This window comes from Streptomyces sp. NPDC048172 (assembly GCF_043202595.1).
Classification (GTDB): domain Bacteria; phylum Actinomycetota; class Actinomycetes; order Streptomycetales; family Streptomycetaceae; genus Streptomyces.
Map to the genome: position 1 here is coordinate 338570 of NZ_JBIDAT010000001.1, position 15065 is coordinate 353634.

Here is a 15065-nt window from a genome sequence, read left to right on the forward strand (position 1 = left end):
GCCGCGGCCCTCGCGGCACGCCCACGCTGACATCGACCGCGAGACCACTGATTAAGGGGACGGACGCGCGTGGACCTGTTCGAGTACCAGGCGAGGGACATCTTCGCCAAGCATGACGTACCGGTGCTGGCCGGTGAAGTCATCGAGACGCCCGAGGCGGCGCGCGAGGTGACCGAGCGACTCGGCGGCCGTGCGGTCGTCAAGGCGCAGGTCAAGACCGGCGGCCGCGGCAAGGCCGGCGGCGTCAAGCTGGCCTCCGACCCGGCGGACGCGGTGGAGAAGGCCGGCCAGATCCTGGGCATGGACATCAAGGGCCACACGGTCCAGAAGGTGATGCTCGCCCAGACCGCCGACATCGCGGAGGAGTACTACGTCTCCTTCCTCCTCGACCGCACCAACCGCACCTTCCTGGCCATGGCCTCCGTCGAGGGCGGTGTCGAGATCGAGGAGGTCGCGGCCACCAAGCCCGAGGCCCTCGCCAAGATCCCGGTGGACGCCATCGAGGGCGTCACCGAGGCCAAGGCCCGTGAGATCGCCGAGGCCGCGAAGTTCCCGGCCGAGCTGGTCGACCAGGTCGCCAACGTCCTGGTCAAGCTCTGGGACGTCTTCGTCAAGGAGGACGCCCTCCTCGTCGAGGTCAACCCGCTGGTCAAGACCGGCGACGGCAAGGTCATCGCGCTGGACGGCAAGGTCTCCCTGGACGCCAACGCCGACTTCCGCCAGCCCGACCACGAGGCCCTGGAGGACAAGGCCGCGGCGAACCCGCTGGAGGCCGCCGCCAAGGCCAAGGGGCTGAACTACGTCAAGCTCGACGGCCAGGTCGGCATCATCGGCAACGGCGCGGGTCTGGTCATGTCCACCCTCGACGTCGTGGCGTACGCGGGTGAGAACCACAGCGACGTCAAGCCCGCCAACTTCCTCGACATCGGCGGCGGCGCCTCGGCCGAGGTCATGGCGAACGGCCTGGAGATCATCCTCGGCGACCCGGACGTCAAGTCCGTGTTCGTCAACGTCTTCGGTGGCATCACCGCCTGCGACGCGGTGGCCAACGGCATCGTGCAGGCCCTGGAGCTGCTCAAGTCCAAGGGCGAGGACGTCACCAAGCCCCTGGTCGTGCGCCTCGACGGCAACAACGCCGAGCTCGGGCGCAAGATCCTGACCGACGCCAACCACCCGCTCGTGCAGCAGGTGGACACGATGGACGGCGCGGCTGACAAGGCCGCCGAGCTGGCTGCCAAGTAAAGGGACGAGGACACCGACACACCATGGCTATCTTCCTCACCAAGGAAAGCAAGGTCATCGTCCAGGGGATGACCGGCTCGGAAGGCCAGAAGCACACCAAGCGCATGCTGGCCTCCGGCACGAACATCGTCGGCGGTGTGAACCCGCGCAAGGCGGGCACGACCGTCGACTTCGACGGGACCGAGGTCCCGGTGTTCGGCGGCGTCAAGGAGGCGATGGAGCAGACGGGCGCCGACGTGACCGTCATCTTCGTCCCGCCGAAGTTCGCCAAGGACGCGGTCGTCGAGGCCGTGGACGCGGGCATCGGCCTGGCCGTCGTGATCACCGAGGGCATCGCCGTCCACGACACCGCCTACTTCTGGGACTACGCGACCCAGAAGGGCAACAAGACGCGGATCGTCGGCCCGAACTGCCCGGGTCTGATCACCCCCGGCCAGTCCAACGCGGGCATCATCCCGGCCGACATCACCAAGCCGGGCCGCATCGGCCTGGTCTCGAAGTCCGGCACGCTGACGTACCAGATGATGTACGAGCTGCGTGACATCGGCTTCTCGACCTGCGTCGGCATCGGCGGTGACCCGGTCATCGGCACCACGCACATCGACGCCCTCAAGGCGTTCGAGGCCGACCCGGACACTGACCTGATCGTGATGATCGGTGAGATCGGCGGCGACGCCGAGGAGCGGGCCGCGGACTTCATCAAGGAGAACGTGACCAAGCCGGTCGTCGGTTACGTCGCGGGCTTCACCGCGCCCGAGGGCAAGACCATGGGCCACGCGGGCGCCATCGTCTCCGGCTCCTCCGGCACCGCCCAGGCCAAGAAGGAGGCCCTGGAGGCCGCGGGCGTGAAGGTCGGCAAGACCCCGTCCGAGACCGCGCGCCTGGCGCGCGAGCGCCTCAACGGCTGACGCCAGACGGCTGACGCTCACGGCTTACGCCGACGGCTGACGTCCCCGGCACGGGACCACGGGCCCGCACCCCTCGGCGGAGGGGTGCGGGCCCGTCAGCGTTCCCGCAGCCGCTGCCGGGCCTGCTCCTCCTTCGCCCGCTCCCACTCGGCCCGCTTCGCCAGGGCCTCCTCGCGGGCCCGTTGCTCCGCCCGCTCCTTGGCCAGGATGTCCTCCAGCCGCACACGGCCGTTCGTGGAGCGGAGCTGCGGCAGATACGCGCGGTCGGCCCGCCGTACCGCCTCGCGCACCCGCAGCGCCGGTTCGCCGGGCCCCGGCTGCGCGGCCTGTCCCGACGGGGCGGCCGGGGGCGGCGCCGTGGGGACGGAGGCGCTCGGCGAGGGGACGGAGCCGCTGGGCGACACCGTGATCTTCGGCTCCGTCCACTTCCCGGGCGGCCGGTCCGGCGCGTCGGCCGTGACCAGCGAGAACGCCGTCGCCGCCGTCACCACCGCGGTCAGCCCCACCGCCGCCCGCGTCCAGCGCCGCGTGGTGTGCTCGCTGCCGCGCCGTACGAGGGGCGGCGGCGTGGTCCGTACGGGCTGGGCCGCGGCCAGTTCGCGCAGGCGGCGGGTGAGCAGCGGGCCGCGCTGCCCGTCCGGTGCCGCGCTCAGCTCCGGGCAGTGCGCGCCGACGGACTCGCGGGCGTGGGCGAGCCGCCCGGCCGCCGCGGGGGTACTGGCCTCGGTCTCGGCGGCGGTGTCGGGGAGGCTCAGCCCGAGCCCGTCGTGCAGGAGCAGCGTCGAGCGGTACGTACGCGGCAGGCGCAGCAGCGCGTCCAGGAGCTCCCGGTCGGCGGGCGGCCCGGGATGGGCCCCGGGCTTGCCCTTGCGGGGGCGGAACTGGTGCCAGGGCGAGAGCGCGTACTCGTACGCCGCCGCGCGCACCCAGCCCGCCGGGTCGCTGTCGACGGCGACCTCGGGCCAGCGTTCCCAGGCGAGGTGGAAGGCGTGCGCCACGGCGCTCTCGGCGACGTCGCGGTGCCCGCACAGCAGATACGCCTGCCGGGTCAGCGACCGCGCGTGCCGGAGATAGAGCTGGTCGAAGGCGTGTGCGGCGGAGTCGCCGTCCGTATCCGCGGGGGCGTCCGCGGTCTCCGCGTCTGCGGGGGCCGCGTCCCCGGTCGCGGGGTCCGGTTCCGGACGTTCCTCGGCCGGATCGTCCGTGCCGACGGCGGAAGCTGACGGGGCGTCGGACGTCTGCTCGGACGTCGAATCGGGCGGCGAATCGGGCGACGGCTCGGGCGTCGACTCGTGGGCGGGGGCGGTCCGTCGCATCATGCGCGCCTCTCCGCGCGCTCGTGCACGAATGATTGCATGAAAAGGTGCATGAAGCTCAGCTTGTGCGACACAGCGATGATTCGCCTGCTACCGGGGCAAAACGGGTGTTCTTGGCAGCATGACGACGTGAGCCACATGACGCATCGCGGCCCGTCGCCCTCCACGCGCGGCCTGAATGCCCGTCAGCCGCTGCCCGTGGCAGGCGGTTGGCTGTTCGGCGGCGCCGTCGCCGCCGGACTGGGGCTCGGCGCGCTCGCCGTCCTCGTCCTGCTGCTGTGGATCGTCTCCCCGTACCCCGACAGCGGCGCCGACGGGGCGCTGCACCTCGCCGCCGACCTGTGGCTGCTGGCCCACGGCGTCGAACTCGTCCGCGTCGAGACCCTGTCCGGCGTGCCCGCGCCGCTCGGGGTGACACCCCTGCTCCTCACCGCGCTGCCCGTGTGGCTGCTGCACCGCGCGACCCGGGAGGGGCTCGGCGAGGCGGGCGTGCTCTCGGAGGAGGACGGAGAGGACGGAGAGGGCGGCGGGGACGGCGAGGACGCGGGCGAGGAGTCCGCCGGGGAACCGGCGTCCTCCGCCACGGCCGTCGCCGCCGCGGCCTGGGTCACCGTCGGATATCTGCTGGTCGGGGCCGCCGCCGTGGTCTACACGTGCGGCGGTCCCGTCCAGGTCGACGTGGTCAGCGCGGCCTGGCACCTGCCGCTCTTCGCCGTCGCCGTCGCCGGGATCTCCGTGTGGACGGCGCTGGGCCGCCCGCTGCCGGAGGCGCTCAGCGAGCGGGGCGGGGAGCGCGTCGAGGAGCGCGCGGAGGTCTCGGTGCACGCCGGGCTCGCGGGGGTCGTCGCGCTCTGGGGCGGCGGCGCGGTGCTGCTGACGGGCGCCGTGGTCTGGCACCTGGGCGCGGTCCAGTCGAGCTTTCCGCAGCTCACGAGCTCCGTGTCCGGCCGCTTCTCCGTGCTGCTGCTCGCCGTCGTGCTGGCCCCGAACGCCGCCGTCTGGGCCCTGACGTACGGGCTCGGCCCCGGCTTCTCCCTGGGCGGGGCGAGCGAGCTGGGCCCGTTCGCGGGCGGGGGCGCCACCGCACCGCACCTGCCGCCGTTCCCGCTGCTCGCGGCCGTACCGGACGACGGCGCCACGGGGCCGCTGCTGTGGTGCCTGGCGGGCGCGGTGCCGGTGCTGGGCGGGGCCGCGTGCGCGTGGGGCGTGGGGCGTACGCGTGCGGCGCTCGGCGAGACGGCCGTACGCGCCCTGCTCGCCGCCGCCTTCTGCGGCCTGGCCGTCGCCCTCCTCGCGGCCCTGGCCGGGGGCGCGCTGGGGGTGGGGACGCTCGCGGACTTCGGGCCCGTGTGGTGGGAGGCGTGCGGCGCGGCGTTCGCGTGGTGCGCCGGGGTGGGCGTGCCGGGCGCGCTGCTCGTGCGCTGGTGGTACGGGCGTCAGCTGGCCCGTCCGACCCGCGCGGAACGCCGCCGGATCCGGGCGGCGGCGAAGGCCGCGAAGATCACCGCACGGGAGACGCGGGCGACGCGCACGGGGAAGGCCGAGAAGAAGGCCGGGACCGAGGCCGAGCCCGGCCCCAAGCCCGAGACGGCGAAGACGAAGAGGAAGTCGAAGACGAAGAGGAAGGCGAAAGCGAGTGCTGAGGCGGCCGCCGGGACGCCGGGGGCGGCGCGGGAGTCCGTGTCCGCGGCCCCGTCCGCTCCCTACGACGGCGAGACCGACGAGTGGCACGACGACGAGGCGCGCAGGATGCGCTGGTCAGCGATGAAGGAGGCGTCGGGCGGTCTGATGCCCGACTTCGAGCCGCGCGACCCCCACTGACGCGGGCGCCCTACGGGCGGTTCTCCAGGATCGGCCGGATCTGCTCGGGCAGCTGCTGCTTGCACTCGTCGCGGGAGGACTGGGTGAGGGCGTCCTCCTTGCAGGTGTAGTAGTCGCTGTAGACCATCTGGAACGTGAAGGTCGCCGCGACCATCACGAGCGTGAGCGACGCCGTCACCAGGCCGCTGATCGCCGCCGTCTTCTGCGCCTTCGCCGCCTGCTCGGGGGTCACGGACAGCTTGATCTGACCGGCCTCCGGCTTCTCGTCCCGGTCCCGGCCCCGGTCCCCGTCGCCGTCACCGTCCGTGTCCGTACCGGCGTCCGTACGGGTGGTGCCCGCGACGTCCTCGGCCGTCGCGCGGACCTGGCCGCGCCTGCGCGAACCGCCGCCGCTCCCGCTCCCGCTCCGGCTTCCGCCCTTCTTGCCGCGCAGCGCGTGGATGCCCCAGTACAGGGACAGCGCGCCGAGCAGCAGCGCGACGTAGGGCACACCGAGCAGGGCGAAGAAGAGGCCCCAGATCCCCGCGTGGAGGGCGTACCGTGCGTGCCGCTGGAGCTGGTCGGTGGGGTCCCAGCGCATGCCGCGCGGGGTGCCGGAGCCGTCGCCGCCCCCGTTCCCCTGGCCGCCACCGCCACCGCTGCCGCTGTTGCTGCCGCCGAGCCCGCCGAAGCCGCCGCTCTGGCGGCCCGGCTGCTTGCTGCTCCACTGGCTGCCCCAGGACGAGGACCTGTCGCGGTCGTCCCGGTCCCGGTCCCGGCCCCCGTCCCCGTTCCCGCTCCCGTCGCCGTTCCCGCTCCCGTTCCCCCGGTCTCCGTCGCCCGAGCCCTGGTGGCGCGGCTGCCACGGCTGGTCCGGCTGCCCCTCCGGCGGCGGCGCGAAGGGGTTGTCCTCGCGCTCCTCGCGGGAGGAGCTGTCGGATGAAGCCGCGCGGCGGCGTCGGTCGGTCATCAGGTGTGTGTCTTCCATAGGCGGCAGATACGGATCCGTCACACCGACGCTACCTTTCGCATCCGCCCCCGTCCCGTGGGGGCCATGTGGAGTGCCGGTATCGTTGCCGACGGTCGGACGCTTCGTAGAGTTCCCCGGAATCTTCCGCTCCACGTGCTTGTACGACCACACAATCCCCGACTCTTCCGAGGGAGAGCCCGTCGTGGCCGCGCCACTGATCCACCGCCCCGTCCGCCCCGCCCGTCTCGTGGTCCTGGTCTCCGGTTCGGGCACCAACCTCCAGGCGCTGCTCGACGCCATCGCGGAGCAGGGGGAGTCCTACGGCGCCCGGATCGTGGCCGTGGGCGCCGACCGCCGCACCGCCGCCGGTCTGGAGCGGGCCGAGCGGGCCGGGATCCCCACCTTCGTCTGCCGGGTCAAGGACCACGCGACCCGCGAGGAGTGGGACCGCGCGCTGGCCGAGGCCACGGCGGCGTACGAGCCGGACCTGGTCGTCTCCGCGGGCTTCATGAAGGTCGTCGGCAAGGAGTTCCTGGCACGTTACGGCGGGCGGTTCGTCAACACCCACCCCGCGCTGCTCCCCAGCTTTCCCGGCGCCCACGGCGTCCGCGACGCGCTCGCGTACGGCGCCAAGGTGACCGGGTGCACCGTCCACTTCGTCGACGACGGCGTCGACACCGGGCCCGTGATCGCGCAGAGCGCGGTCGAGGTCCTGGAGGAGGACGACGAATCCGCGCTGCACGAGCGGATCAAGGAAGTCGAACGAGGGCTGCTCGTCGACGTCGTCGGGCGGCTGGCCCGCGACGGCTACAGCATTCAGGGACGAAAGGTAAGACTGGGACATGAGTGAGAGTGGCCAGCAGCGTCGGCCGGTCCGCCGCGCGCTGATCAGCGTCTACGACAAGACGGGGCTGGAGGAGCTGGCGCGCGGTCTGCACGAGGCGGGCGTCCAGCTCGTCTCGACCGGTTCCACCGCGAAGAAGATCGCGGCGGCCGGGGTCCCGGTCACGGCCGTGGAGGAGCTGACCGGCTTCCCCGAGTGCCTCGACGGGCGCGTCAAGACCCTGCACCCCCGCGTCCACGCGGGCATCCTCGCCGACCAGCGGCTGGAAGCGCACCGCGAGCAGCTGGCCGAGCTGGGCGTCGAGCCCTTCGAGCTGGTCGTCGTCAACCTCTACCCCTTCGAGCAGACCGTCGCCTCCGGCGCCGCGCCCGACGAGTGCGTGGAGCAGATCGACATCGGCGGCCCCTCGATGGTCCGCGCCGCCGCCAAGAACCACCCGTCCGTGGCGGTCGTCGTGAACCCGGACCGGTACGGGGACGTCCTCCGCTCCGTCGCCGACGGCGGCTTCGACCTGGACGCGCGCAAGCGCCTCGCCGCTGAAGCGTTCCGTCACACGGCGGCGTACGACGTCGCGGTCGCGGGCTGGTTCGCGGGGGACTACACCGGCGACGGGGGCGAGTTCCCCGGCTTCCTCGGCGTGACGTACGAGCGCAAGAACGTGCTGCGTTACGGCGAGAACCCGCACCAGCCCGCCGCCCTGTACACGGGCGGTTGCGGCGGTCTCGCGGAGGCAGAGCAGCTGCACGGCAAGGAGATGTCGTACAACAACTACGTGGACACCGAGGCCGCGCGCCGCGCCGCCTACGACCACGACGAGCCCTGCGTCGCGATCATCAAGCACACCAACCCCTGCGGCATCGCCGTCGCGGCGGACGTCGCCGAGGCGCACCGCAACGCGCACGCCTGCGACCCGCTCTCGGCGTTCGGCGGCGTCATCGCCGTCAACCGGCCCGTCTCGAAGGAGATGGCCGAGCAGGTCGCGGAGATCTTCACCGAGGTGATCGTCGCCCCGGGGTACGAGGACGGCGCGGTCGAGGCCCTCACCAAGAAGAAGAACATCCGCGTGCTGCGCTGCCCCGAGGCGCCCTCGGCCCCGGCCGAGTTCCGCCCGATCGACGGCGGCGGGCTCGCGCAGGTCAAGGATGCGTTCCAGGCCGAGGGCGACGACCCGGCCAACTGGACGCTGGCGACCGGCGAGGCCCTCTCCGCCGACGAGCTGGCCGAGCTCTCCTTCGCCTGGCGCGCCTCGCGCGCGGTGAAGTCCAACGCGATCCTGCTCTCCAAGGACCGCGCCACGGTCGGCGTCGGCATGGGCCAGGTCAACCGTGTCGACTCGGCCCGCCTCGCGGTGCAGCGCGCGGGCGAGGAGCGCGCGCGGGGTGCGTACGCGGCCTCCGACGCGTTCTTCCCCTTCCCCGACGGCTTCGAGGTGCTGGCCGAGGCCGGGGTCAAGGCCGTCGTCCAGCCGGGCGGTTCGGTCCGCGACGAGCAGACGGTCGAGGCCGCGAAGGCGGCGGGCGTCACGATGTACCTGACGGGCACGCGGCACTTCTTCCACTGAGCCGGACGCCGACGAACGGCATGACGGAGCGCCACGCCGCACAGGCGTGGCGCTCCGCGTCGCTACGTCAGAACCACTGGACGGAGCGGATGGGGTTCTTCTTGGCCATGTTGCCCCGCGCGCCGTTGGCGATCGTGAGGTGCTTGCCGTTGTGGTTGGTCTTCGTGTAGCCGCGCACATCCCCCTTGTGCCCCGAGTGGCCGTTGTTGCGGAAGGACTTGAACGTCGAGGTCTGGCACCGCTTCGACGACCACTTGTTGATGCTGTTGGCCGTCGAGCACCGCTTCCCCGTGCCGTTCTTCCCGGTGTAGAAGCAGACCTTGCCCTTCGTGCAGCTCCATGCCTTCTTGGCGGCCTGGGCCTGTCCGGCGGAGCTGGTCTGCTGGCCGCTGTCCGCGGCGGTCGCGGCGGCACTCGCGGTCGCTGTCCCGCCGGTGGCGAGCAGAGCCGCCGAGCCGATGCCGACCAGCACCATCTTCGTCCTGCGCATGCGGATCTCCCTCGCTGTCAGCAGTTCTTGCTGGTGACGCTCTTCCAGGTGTTGCCCTGGCCCGTGTACTTCTTGCCGTTGAAGTGGACCGCCCTGCGGTGGCTCTCGTCCGTCCAGTTGCCGGACTTCTTGTACCGCTGCTCGTAGTGCAGATGGGCGTGGGTGGTCGCGCCGGAGGCGCCGATGCGGCCGATCTTCTTGCCGCGCTTGACCTTGTCGCCCTTCTGGACGTACTTGCTGGCCTTGTCCTTCAGGTGGTAGTAGGCCGTGAACCAGCCGTTCTTGTGCTTGATCTGGATCGTGTTGCCGGAACCCTTGGTGTAGTAGGTCCCGACGACCTTGCCCTTGTACGAGGACACGACCGCCTTGCCGGACGAGCCCGGGTTGCCCTTCTTGACGATGTCGAGGGCCGGGCTGTGGCCCCAGGTGTCGAGCCGCATCTTGCTCTTGCAGGTGAACGGCATCTGGAACTTGGGCTTCTTCTTCGCCGCGGCCTCGGCGGCCGGGGCCCGGTCGGCGGCGGGCGCGCCGAGCGCCGCCGCGCCCGCCGGGGCTATCCCGGCGCTGAGCGCGAGCACCGCGCCGCCCGCGACGGCGATCTGGGCCGGACGCCTCAACTTCCGTGTCGTGGTCATGCGTTGTCCCCCATGAGTGTGCGTATGTTCGTGGACACGCTGACGATGTTCCGCGCCGCGGCGCCCCGCGCGTACCCCGGAACTCTCAGGGTGCGCAGCTGGTCTCCCACGACACGGAGCGCACCGTGCCGGTGTCCCGGGGCAGATCGCGCTTCTCGCCCGCCGGTACGCACCCGAGCCGTCCCCGGTACTCCTTCTTCCGGTAGAAGCGCACGTCGTGGTAGGGCTCGTCCTCGGTGTAGCCGTTGTTGAACACCGAGCCGGGCGCCCGCTCCGCACCCCAGTCGCAGACGACGCGGCCGCTGAGCCAGTCGCGTTCGTTGTCCCACCAGTTGCACATCTCGCCGCCCCCGTTCCGCTCGGAGAAGAAGCAGACGTTGCCGCGCGAGCAGCGCTCGTACCCGCCCGAGGCGCGGGGCACCTCGCTGCCGGGGGCACGGTCGAACGCGACCAGGCCGAAGCCCAGCGTCGCCGCCACCGTCCCGGCCGCGGCGCCCAGGACGAGCCGTCCCCGCAGGCGGCGCGGGCGCAGCCGCGGCAGCCTGGGGGAGCGGGCCGTGCCCGCCGCGTCCTCGGCCCGGCGCAGCAGCGAGGAGGCGTCGTGCGCGGCGCGCTCCGCGTGCGTACGGGCGAGGCAGTCGGCCACGAGGGGGCGCCAGGCGGCGGGGAGCGCCTCGGAGAACCGCAGGTCGAGGGAGCCGCGCGCGTAGGAGAGCAGGGACTCACGGCGCGCGGCCGGGGTGGCGCCCGGCAGCGGGGGCGTGCCCGTGAGGACGAGATGCGCCACGACGCCGAACGCCCATACGTCCCCCGAGGTCCTGACCTGCTGGCCGCGCTCATCGAGCTCGGCCCAGAGCAGTTCGGGCGGCGTGTAGTCCGGGGTGGCGAACGCGGGCGCGTAGGCGTGCGTGCCCTCCAGCTCCGCCGCCAGGTTGAAGTCGCCCAGCCGGACCGTCCCGTCGGACATCAGCAGGACGTTGCCGGGCTTGAGGTCCCCGTGGACCCACCCGGCGCCGTGGAGCTGCGCGAGGCCCTCGCAGATCTGCGCCAGCAGCGCGGGCCCGCCCGGCAGCGGCCGGGGGCCGTTCCGGGCGCTCCGGCCGTTCCTTTCCAGCAGGGCTTCGAGCGAGGTCTCCGCCCGTTCGAGGACGAGCACCGTCGCACCGTCGAGGGCGGGGCGCTCCGGGTCGTCGACGGTGAGGGCCTCGTACATCCGGATCAGGCGCGGGCGGCGCAGCCTGCGGTGCACCTCCAGCTCGCGCCGCGCGAGGTCCTGGAGGTGGCGGAGCTGGCGGGGCGTACGGGTGCCGGTGGGCAGGAACTTCAGCGCGGCCTCACGCGGCTGGCCCTCCGAGCGGTCCACGCGCCGCGCCGCGTACACGCTGGCGAAGGCGCCGGAGGCGAGCGGCTCGCGCACCTCCCAGCCGCCCACCCGGTATCCGGCGGGCACGGCGACCGTGAAGGAGTCCTCGGCGGGTCGGTTCATCGCGCCGCCTCCCTCTGCCCGTTGAGCCCCTGCCGCTCCCGCCGCCCGCCGAGCACGCCGAGGTCGGACTCGCGTACGAGGTCGAAGCGGAGCGCGAGCGAGACCAGCGACTCCTTCTTGCCGTTGAGCCGGGGGCCGCCGTCCGCGGACTCCGGGGGCTGCTTGAGGCGGAGCTTCACCGCGAGGTAGTCGATGTTCCACTGCACGGCGCTGCGGCCGACCGTGGGCCACGCCGGGCGCAGCCGGTCCATGAGCTGCTCGGTCGTGGGCAGCACCGCGTACGGCTCGCCGCGCAGCCGGGGCTCGCACAGCGCGGCGAGGACGAGGAAGTAGCGCTTCGAACGGTCGAGCGGGAAGGCGGGCGCGGTGACCGCGCCGGGGTGGTCGCTCCCGCAGCTGACGTAGTCGTGGCGCGGCGCCCAGACGTCGAAGGTGAGCAGTTCGCCCTCGGCGGGCAGCACCACCCGCGCGAACTCGAAGGGCACGGGCGCCTCGGCGCGCCCCGGCGCGACCTTGATGTGCTCGCCCGCGCCCTCCGGGTTCTCCACGACGTAGGTCTGGCCGGTACTGAGATTACTCAGGGTCCAGAAGGTCGCCGAGGCGGTTACGGTTCCAGCGTTCCGGGAGACTCCCGGATGCGGAATCGCGAGCCGGTTCCCGGCCCCGTCCGCCGTACGGCCGAAGCCGAGGCTCTCTCCGGGCGCGAGCCGGAGCTGGGCCTCCGGCGCGTCGTTGCCAGGCGGTACCACGATGATGCTGAACATGGGCGATTCGTCCCCCCGTTGGCTGATCGCCAGGGTAGGGACGGAAAACGCTCGTTCTCCAGTATTTCGGGCGCCGCCGAAAGGCGTGCCCGGGAGGTTTCAGTAGCGGGGACGCCCGAACCACTGGCCGGACGGGGACATCGAGCAGAAGACGATCGTGCAGACCGACACCGCCAGCCACAGCACGGCGGCGAGCGGATTGGCCTCCGCGCGCCCCGGGGTGAGGGAGCCGAGGAAGCCGAGGACCGCGCAGAGCGTGTTGAGCGAGGCGGCGACGATCGCGGTGACGCGGGTGCCCACGCGGCCCCTGCCGAAGAGCGAGGCGGGCACGATGTGCAGCGCCGACATCGCCGCGAAGACGAGGGAGAAGACCATGACGAGCCCGATGGAGGCTTCTCCGAAGCCCGCGTCAGCGGCGTCGCTCGCGGCCATGGCGGCGATCAGGAAGCCGACCGCCATGATCCCCCATATCGCGCCCGCGACGAAGAGGAGGACGCGCGCGGCGATGGTGATGCCGGGCATGCTCGCCTTCGGCGGCACCATGCCGGGCATGCCGGGCATGCCGTTCATCGGGCCGCCGGGGTACGCCGGGTACGCGGGATGGCCCTGCGGTCCGGGCATCGGCGCCGGTGCCGGGTAGCCCTGCGGGGCGTACGGGCCCTGTGGGGCCGGAGCGCCCTGCGGCGGACCGGCGTACGGGTTGGGCGACTGGCCCGGAGGGGGCGGTGGGTAGCTCACGGGCTCATGGTGGGCGGTGGGGCGGCGGACTGTCCAGCCTGTCATGTCCCCTTCTGTGGGGGACTCACACCAACTGGCCCTCCAGGCAGGCGAGATGTTCCTCGCGTACCAGGTCGAACCGGAGAGCGAGTGCGACCAGGGACTCGCGCGTCTCCCGCCGCCCGTTGAGCCGCGTCGAGGGCAGCTTGAGGCGGAGCTTGACCCCGAGGTAGTCGAGGTTCCAGGCGATGTCGGCCTCGGTGACCCCGGGCCAGACCGCGCGCAGCCGCTCGGCCAGCTCCCCGGCCGTCGGCGTCGGCGCCTCGGGAAGGGCCCCGCGCAGCCGGTGCTCGCAGAGCGCGGCGAGCACCAGGAAGTAGTGCCGGGCGTGGTCGAGCGGGAACGGCACGGGGAAGGGCTCGCCCGCGTCCCGGTGCACGGGGCCCGGCGGTTCCGGATAGCCGAGGTAGTCGTGGCGGGGCGCGAGGACGTCGAAGCCGGGGTGTTCTTCGGCGTCGGCGAGGCTGACCCGCGCGAACTCGAACGGCACCGGCGCGTCGGCCCGTCCGGGCCCGACGCTGATGTGGTCCCCGTCCCCCTCCGGGTCCGCCACGACGTACGTACGGTCGCGGCTGAAGTTGCTCAGGGTCCAGAAGGCACCCGTCGCGGTCAGCTCGCCCGCGGCGGGCGGGACGTCGGGATGGAGGATGGGGAGGCCGGCGTCCGCGGGCTCCGCGCGTCCGAAGCGCAGGGTCTGCCCCGGCTCCAGCCGGCGCTGCTGTTCCCGCTGCTCCGGACCCCGGCAGCCGTCAGGGACGACGATGACGCTGAACATCCTCGGCAGCCTACTGACACACGGTGTCGGATCACAACGGAGCGTAGGGGTGGCACGGGGGCACAGCGGTGCGCCGACCGGCCGTACGTCCGGGCGCGGGACGGTCCTGAGGGCTCCGTACGGATCTCCGCCGCCGTACGGCCGATTGGAGACCAGGGACCCGGATCCGCGAGGATGGGCCCATGACCGCCCAGATTCTCGATGGCAAGGCCACAGCAGCCGCGATCAAGTCCGATCTCACCGTGCGCGTCGAGGCGCTGAAGGCCCGGGGCATCACCCCGGGGCTCGGCACCGTGCTCGTCGGCGAGGACGTCGGCAGCCAGAAGTACGTCGCGGGCAAGCACCGCGACAGTCAGCAGATCGGCATCAACTCGATCCAGCGCCACCTGCCCGAGTCCGCCTCGCAGGAGGCCATCGAGGCCGTGGTCCGCGAGCTGAACGAGGACCCGGCCTGCACCGGTTACATCGTGCAGCTCCCGCTCCCCAAGGGCATCGACACCAACCGCGTGCTGGAGCTGATGGACCCGTCCAAGGACGCGGACGGGCTCCACCCGACGAACCTCGGCCGTCTCGTGCTCGGCAAGGAGGCGCCGCTGCCGTGCACCCCGGCGGGCGTCATCCGGCTGCTGCGCCAGTACGGCGTGGAGATCAACGGCGCGGAGGTCGTGGTCGTCGGCCGCGGCGTCACCATCGGCCGCCCGATGCCGCTGCTGCTCACCCGCCGCAGCGAGAACGCGACCGTGACCCAGTGCCACACCGGCACCCGCGACCTGTCCTCGCACCTGCGCCGGGCCGACATCGTGGTCGCCGCCGCGGGCGTCCCGCACCTGGTCAAGCCCGAGGACGTGAAGCAGGGCGCGGCCGTCCTCGACGTCGGCGTCAGCCGCGACGAGAACGGCAAGATCGTCGGCGACGTCCACCCCGGCGTGCGCGACGTGGCCGCGTGGGTGGCCCCCAACCCCGGCGGCGTCGGCCCGATGACCCGCGCCCAGCTCCTGGTGAACGTGGTGGAGGCGGCCGAGCGCGCGGCGGAGTCCGCGGAGCCGGCGGAGTCGTGAGGGCGGTGAGGGCGGCGAAGTCGCGCCGGTTCCCGACGCTGACCCGGACCACGGCGCGTCCGGAGGGCGGCGGCCGGGCGATGGGCGGCGAGCACGCGGCGCCGTACCGGCAGTGGCCGCTGCTCGTCGTGTGCGCGGGGGTGCTGGTCGGCGTCCTCGTCACGATCGCCCAGTTCCGCGCCGGGACGCTGATCATCGGCGCCTCGATGCTGGGCGGCGCCGCGCTGCGCTGGTGCCTGCCGTCCGTCGGCATGCTGGCCGTACGGTCGCGCTTCACGGACCTGGTGACGTACGGCGTGCTGGGCACGGCCATCGTGCTGCTGGCGATGATGGCCCAGCCCAGGCCCTGGCTCAGGCTCCCGTTCCTGGAGGACATCGTCCACTTCGTCGTGGGCAGGTGACGGAGCGTAGTCGGCAGGGGGCGACGGGGGCCGGTATC

15 protein-coding genes are annotated in these 15065 nt (G+C 72.8%); 7 read left to right on the plus strand and 8 right to left on the minus strand.

From position 1 onward, the window contains the following. The first annotated feature begins 69 nt into the window (after positions 1-69). Together sucC and sucD are read left to right on the plus strand one after the other, a co-directional pair. Entirely contained in the window at positions 70-1242 is a 1173-nt protein-coding gene (sucC, locus tag ACGF3A_RS01615) for an ADP-forming succinate--CoA ligase subunit beta (RefSeq protein WP_393724644.1), read from the plus strand. 23 nt (positions 1243-1265) lie between these two features. Next, a complete protein-coding gene (gene sucD / locus ACGF3A_RS01620) occupies positions 1266-2150 on the plus strand; it encodes a succinate--CoA ligase subunit alpha (RefSeq protein WP_393724646.1) in 885 nt (294 codons plus the stop codon). A 95-nt stretch (positions 2151-2245) separates the two neighbouring features. On the opposite strand, the gene ACGF3A_RS01625 is transcribed toward sucD, so the two are convergent. Continuing rightward, positions 2246-3469 carry a sigma factor-like helix-turn-helix DNA-binding protein gene (locus ACGF3A_RS01625; RefSeq protein WP_393724648.1) on the minus strand — a complete coding sequence of 408 codons (1224 nt, stop codon included), beginning with the start codon at positions 3467-3469 and terminating at the stop codon, positions 2246-2248. Between the two features lie 135 nt (positions 3470-3604). On the opposite strand from ACGF3A_RS01625, the gene ACGF3A_RS01630 reads away from it, so the two are divergent. Next, positions 3605-5287, plus strand: coding sequence for a DUF6350 family protein (locus ACGF3A_RS01630; protein ID WP_393727088.1), 1683 nt, complete (start codon positions 3605-3607; stop codon positions 5285-5287). A gap of 10 nt (positions 5288-5297) precedes the next feature. On the opposite strand, the gene ACGF3A_RS01635 is transcribed toward ACGF3A_RS01630, so the two are convergent. Beyond that, complete coding sequence (locus tag ACGF3A_RS01635) at positions 5298-6236, minus strand: hypothetical protein (protein ID WP_393724650.1); 939 nt, start codon at positions 6234-6236, stop codon at positions 5298-5300. Positions 6237-6438: 202 nt separating this feature from the next. Between ACGF3A_RS01635 and purN the strand changes: the two genes are divergently transcribed. Both purN and purH read left to right on the plus strand, forming a co-directional pair. Further along, entirely contained in the window at positions 6439-7086 is a 648-nt protein-coding gene (purN, locus tag ACGF3A_RS01640) for a phosphoribosylglycinamide formyltransferase (protein WP_393724651.1), read from the plus strand. Next, positions 7079-8641, plus strand: coding sequence for a bifunctional phosphoribosylaminoimidazolecarboxamide formyltransferase/IMP cyclohydrolase (gene purH / locus ACGF3A_RS01645; protein ID WP_393724653.1), 1563 nt, complete (start codon positions 7079-7081; stop codon positions 8639-8641). Before purN ends, purH begins: the two co-directional genes overlap by 8 nt. A gap of 67 nt (positions 8642-8708) precedes the next feature. Here the strand turns inward: purH and ACGF3A_RS01650 are convergent, their stop codons facing one another. From ACGF3A_RS01650 to ACGF3A_RS01675, 6 genes are all read right to left on the minus strand, one after another. After that, positions 8709-9131, minus strand: a complete 423-nt coding sequence (locus tag ACGF3A_RS01650) for a peptidase inhibitor family I36 protein (protein WP_393724655.1) — start codon at positions 9129-9131, stop codon at positions 8709-8711. A gap of 17 nt (positions 9132-9148) precedes the next feature. Next, positions 9149-9766, minus strand: coding sequence for a M23 family metallopeptidase (locus ACGF3A_RS01655; RefSeq protein ID WP_393724657.1), 618 nt, complete (start codon positions 9764-9766; stop codon positions 9149-9151). A gap of 85 nt (positions 9767-9851) precedes the next feature. Next, positions 9852-11252, minus strand: a complete 1401-nt coding sequence (locus tag ACGF3A_RS01660; protein ID WP_393724659.1) for a protein kinase — start codon at positions 11250-11252, stop codon at positions 9852-9854. After that, entirely contained in the window at positions 11249-12016 is a 768-nt protein-coding gene (locus tag ACGF3A_RS01665; RefSeq protein ID WP_393724661.1) for an FHA domain-containing protein, read from the minus strand. The genes ACGF3A_RS01660 and ACGF3A_RS01665 overlap by 4 nt, the downstream gene beginning before the upstream one ends. A 99-nt stretch (positions 12017-12115) precedes the next feature. Then, a complete protein-coding gene (locus ACGF3A_RS01670) occupies positions 12116-12754 on the minus strand; it encodes a hypothetical protein (RefSeq protein ID WP_393724663.1) in 639 nt (212 codons plus the stop codon). Between the two features lie 64 nt (positions 12755-12818). Beyond that, positions 12819-13568, minus strand: a complete 750-nt coding sequence (locus ACGF3A_RS01675) for an FHA domain-containing protein (RefSeq protein WP_393724665.1) — start codon at positions 13566-13568, stop codon at positions 12819-12821. Between the two features lie 182 nt (positions 13569-13750). On the opposite strand from ACGF3A_RS01675, the gene ACGF3A_RS01680 reads away from it, so the two are divergent. Next, positions 13751-14626 (plus strand): bifunctional methylenetetrahydrofolate dehydrogenase/methenyltetrahydrofolate cyclohydrolase, encoded by an 876-nt coding sequence (locus tag ACGF3A_RS01680; RefSeq protein ID WP_393724667.1) that lies wholly within the window; start codon positions 13751-13753, stop codon positions 14624-14626. Further along, positions 14512-15027, plus strand: coding sequence for a DUF3017 domain-containing protein (locus ACGF3A_RS01685; protein ID WP_393724669.1), 516 nt, complete (start codon positions 14512-14514; stop codon positions 15025-15027). The genes ACGF3A_RS01680 and ACGF3A_RS01685 overlap by 115 nt, the downstream gene beginning before the upstream one ends. Positions 15028-15065 lie beyond the last annotated feature (38 nt).

Coding starts and splice junctions, on each gene's coding strand:
- sucD (WP_393724646.1), top strand. CDS start 1,266: ATGGCTATCTTCCTCACCAAGGAAAGCAAGGTCATCGTCCAGGGGATG.
- ACGF3A_RS01625 (WP_393724648.1), bottom strand. CDS start 3,469: ATGATGCGACGGACCGCCCCCGCCCACGAGTCGACGCCCGAGCCGTCG.
- ACGF3A_RS01630 (WP_393727088.1), top strand. CDS start 3,605: ATGACGCATCGCGGCCCGTCGCCCTCCACGCGCGGCCTGAATGCCCGT.
- ACGF3A_RS01635 (WP_393724650.1), bottom strand. CDS start 6,236: ATGACCGACCGACGCCGCCGCGCGGCTTCATCCGACAGCTCCTCCCGC.
- purH (WP_393724653.1), top strand. CDS start 7,079: ATGAGTGAGAGTGGCCAGCAGCGTCGGCCGGTCCGCCGCGCGCTGATC.
- ACGF3A_RS01650 (WP_393724655.1), bottom strand. CDS start 9,131: ATGCGCAGGACGAAGATGGTGCTGGTCGGCATCGGCTCGGCGGCTCTG.
- ACGF3A_RS01655 (WP_393724657.1), bottom strand. CDS start 9,766: ATGACCACGACACGGAAGTTGAGGCGTCCGGCCCAGATCGCCGTCGCG.
- ACGF3A_RS01660 (WP_393724659.1), bottom strand. CDS start 11,252: ATGAACCGACCCGCCGAGGACTCCTTCACGGTCGCCGTGCCCGCCGGA.
- ACGF3A_RS01665 (WP_393724661.1), bottom strand. CDS start 12,016: ATGTTCAGCATCATCGTGGTACCGCCTGGCAACGACGCGCCGGAGGCC.
- ACGF3A_RS01675 (WP_393724665.1), bottom strand. CDS start 13,568: ATGTTCAGCGTCATCGTCGTCCCTGACGGCTGCCGGGGTCCGGAGCAG.
- ACGF3A_RS01680 (WP_393724667.1), top strand. CDS start 13,751: ATGACCGCCCAGATTCTCGATGGCAAGGCCACAGCAGCCGCGATCAAG.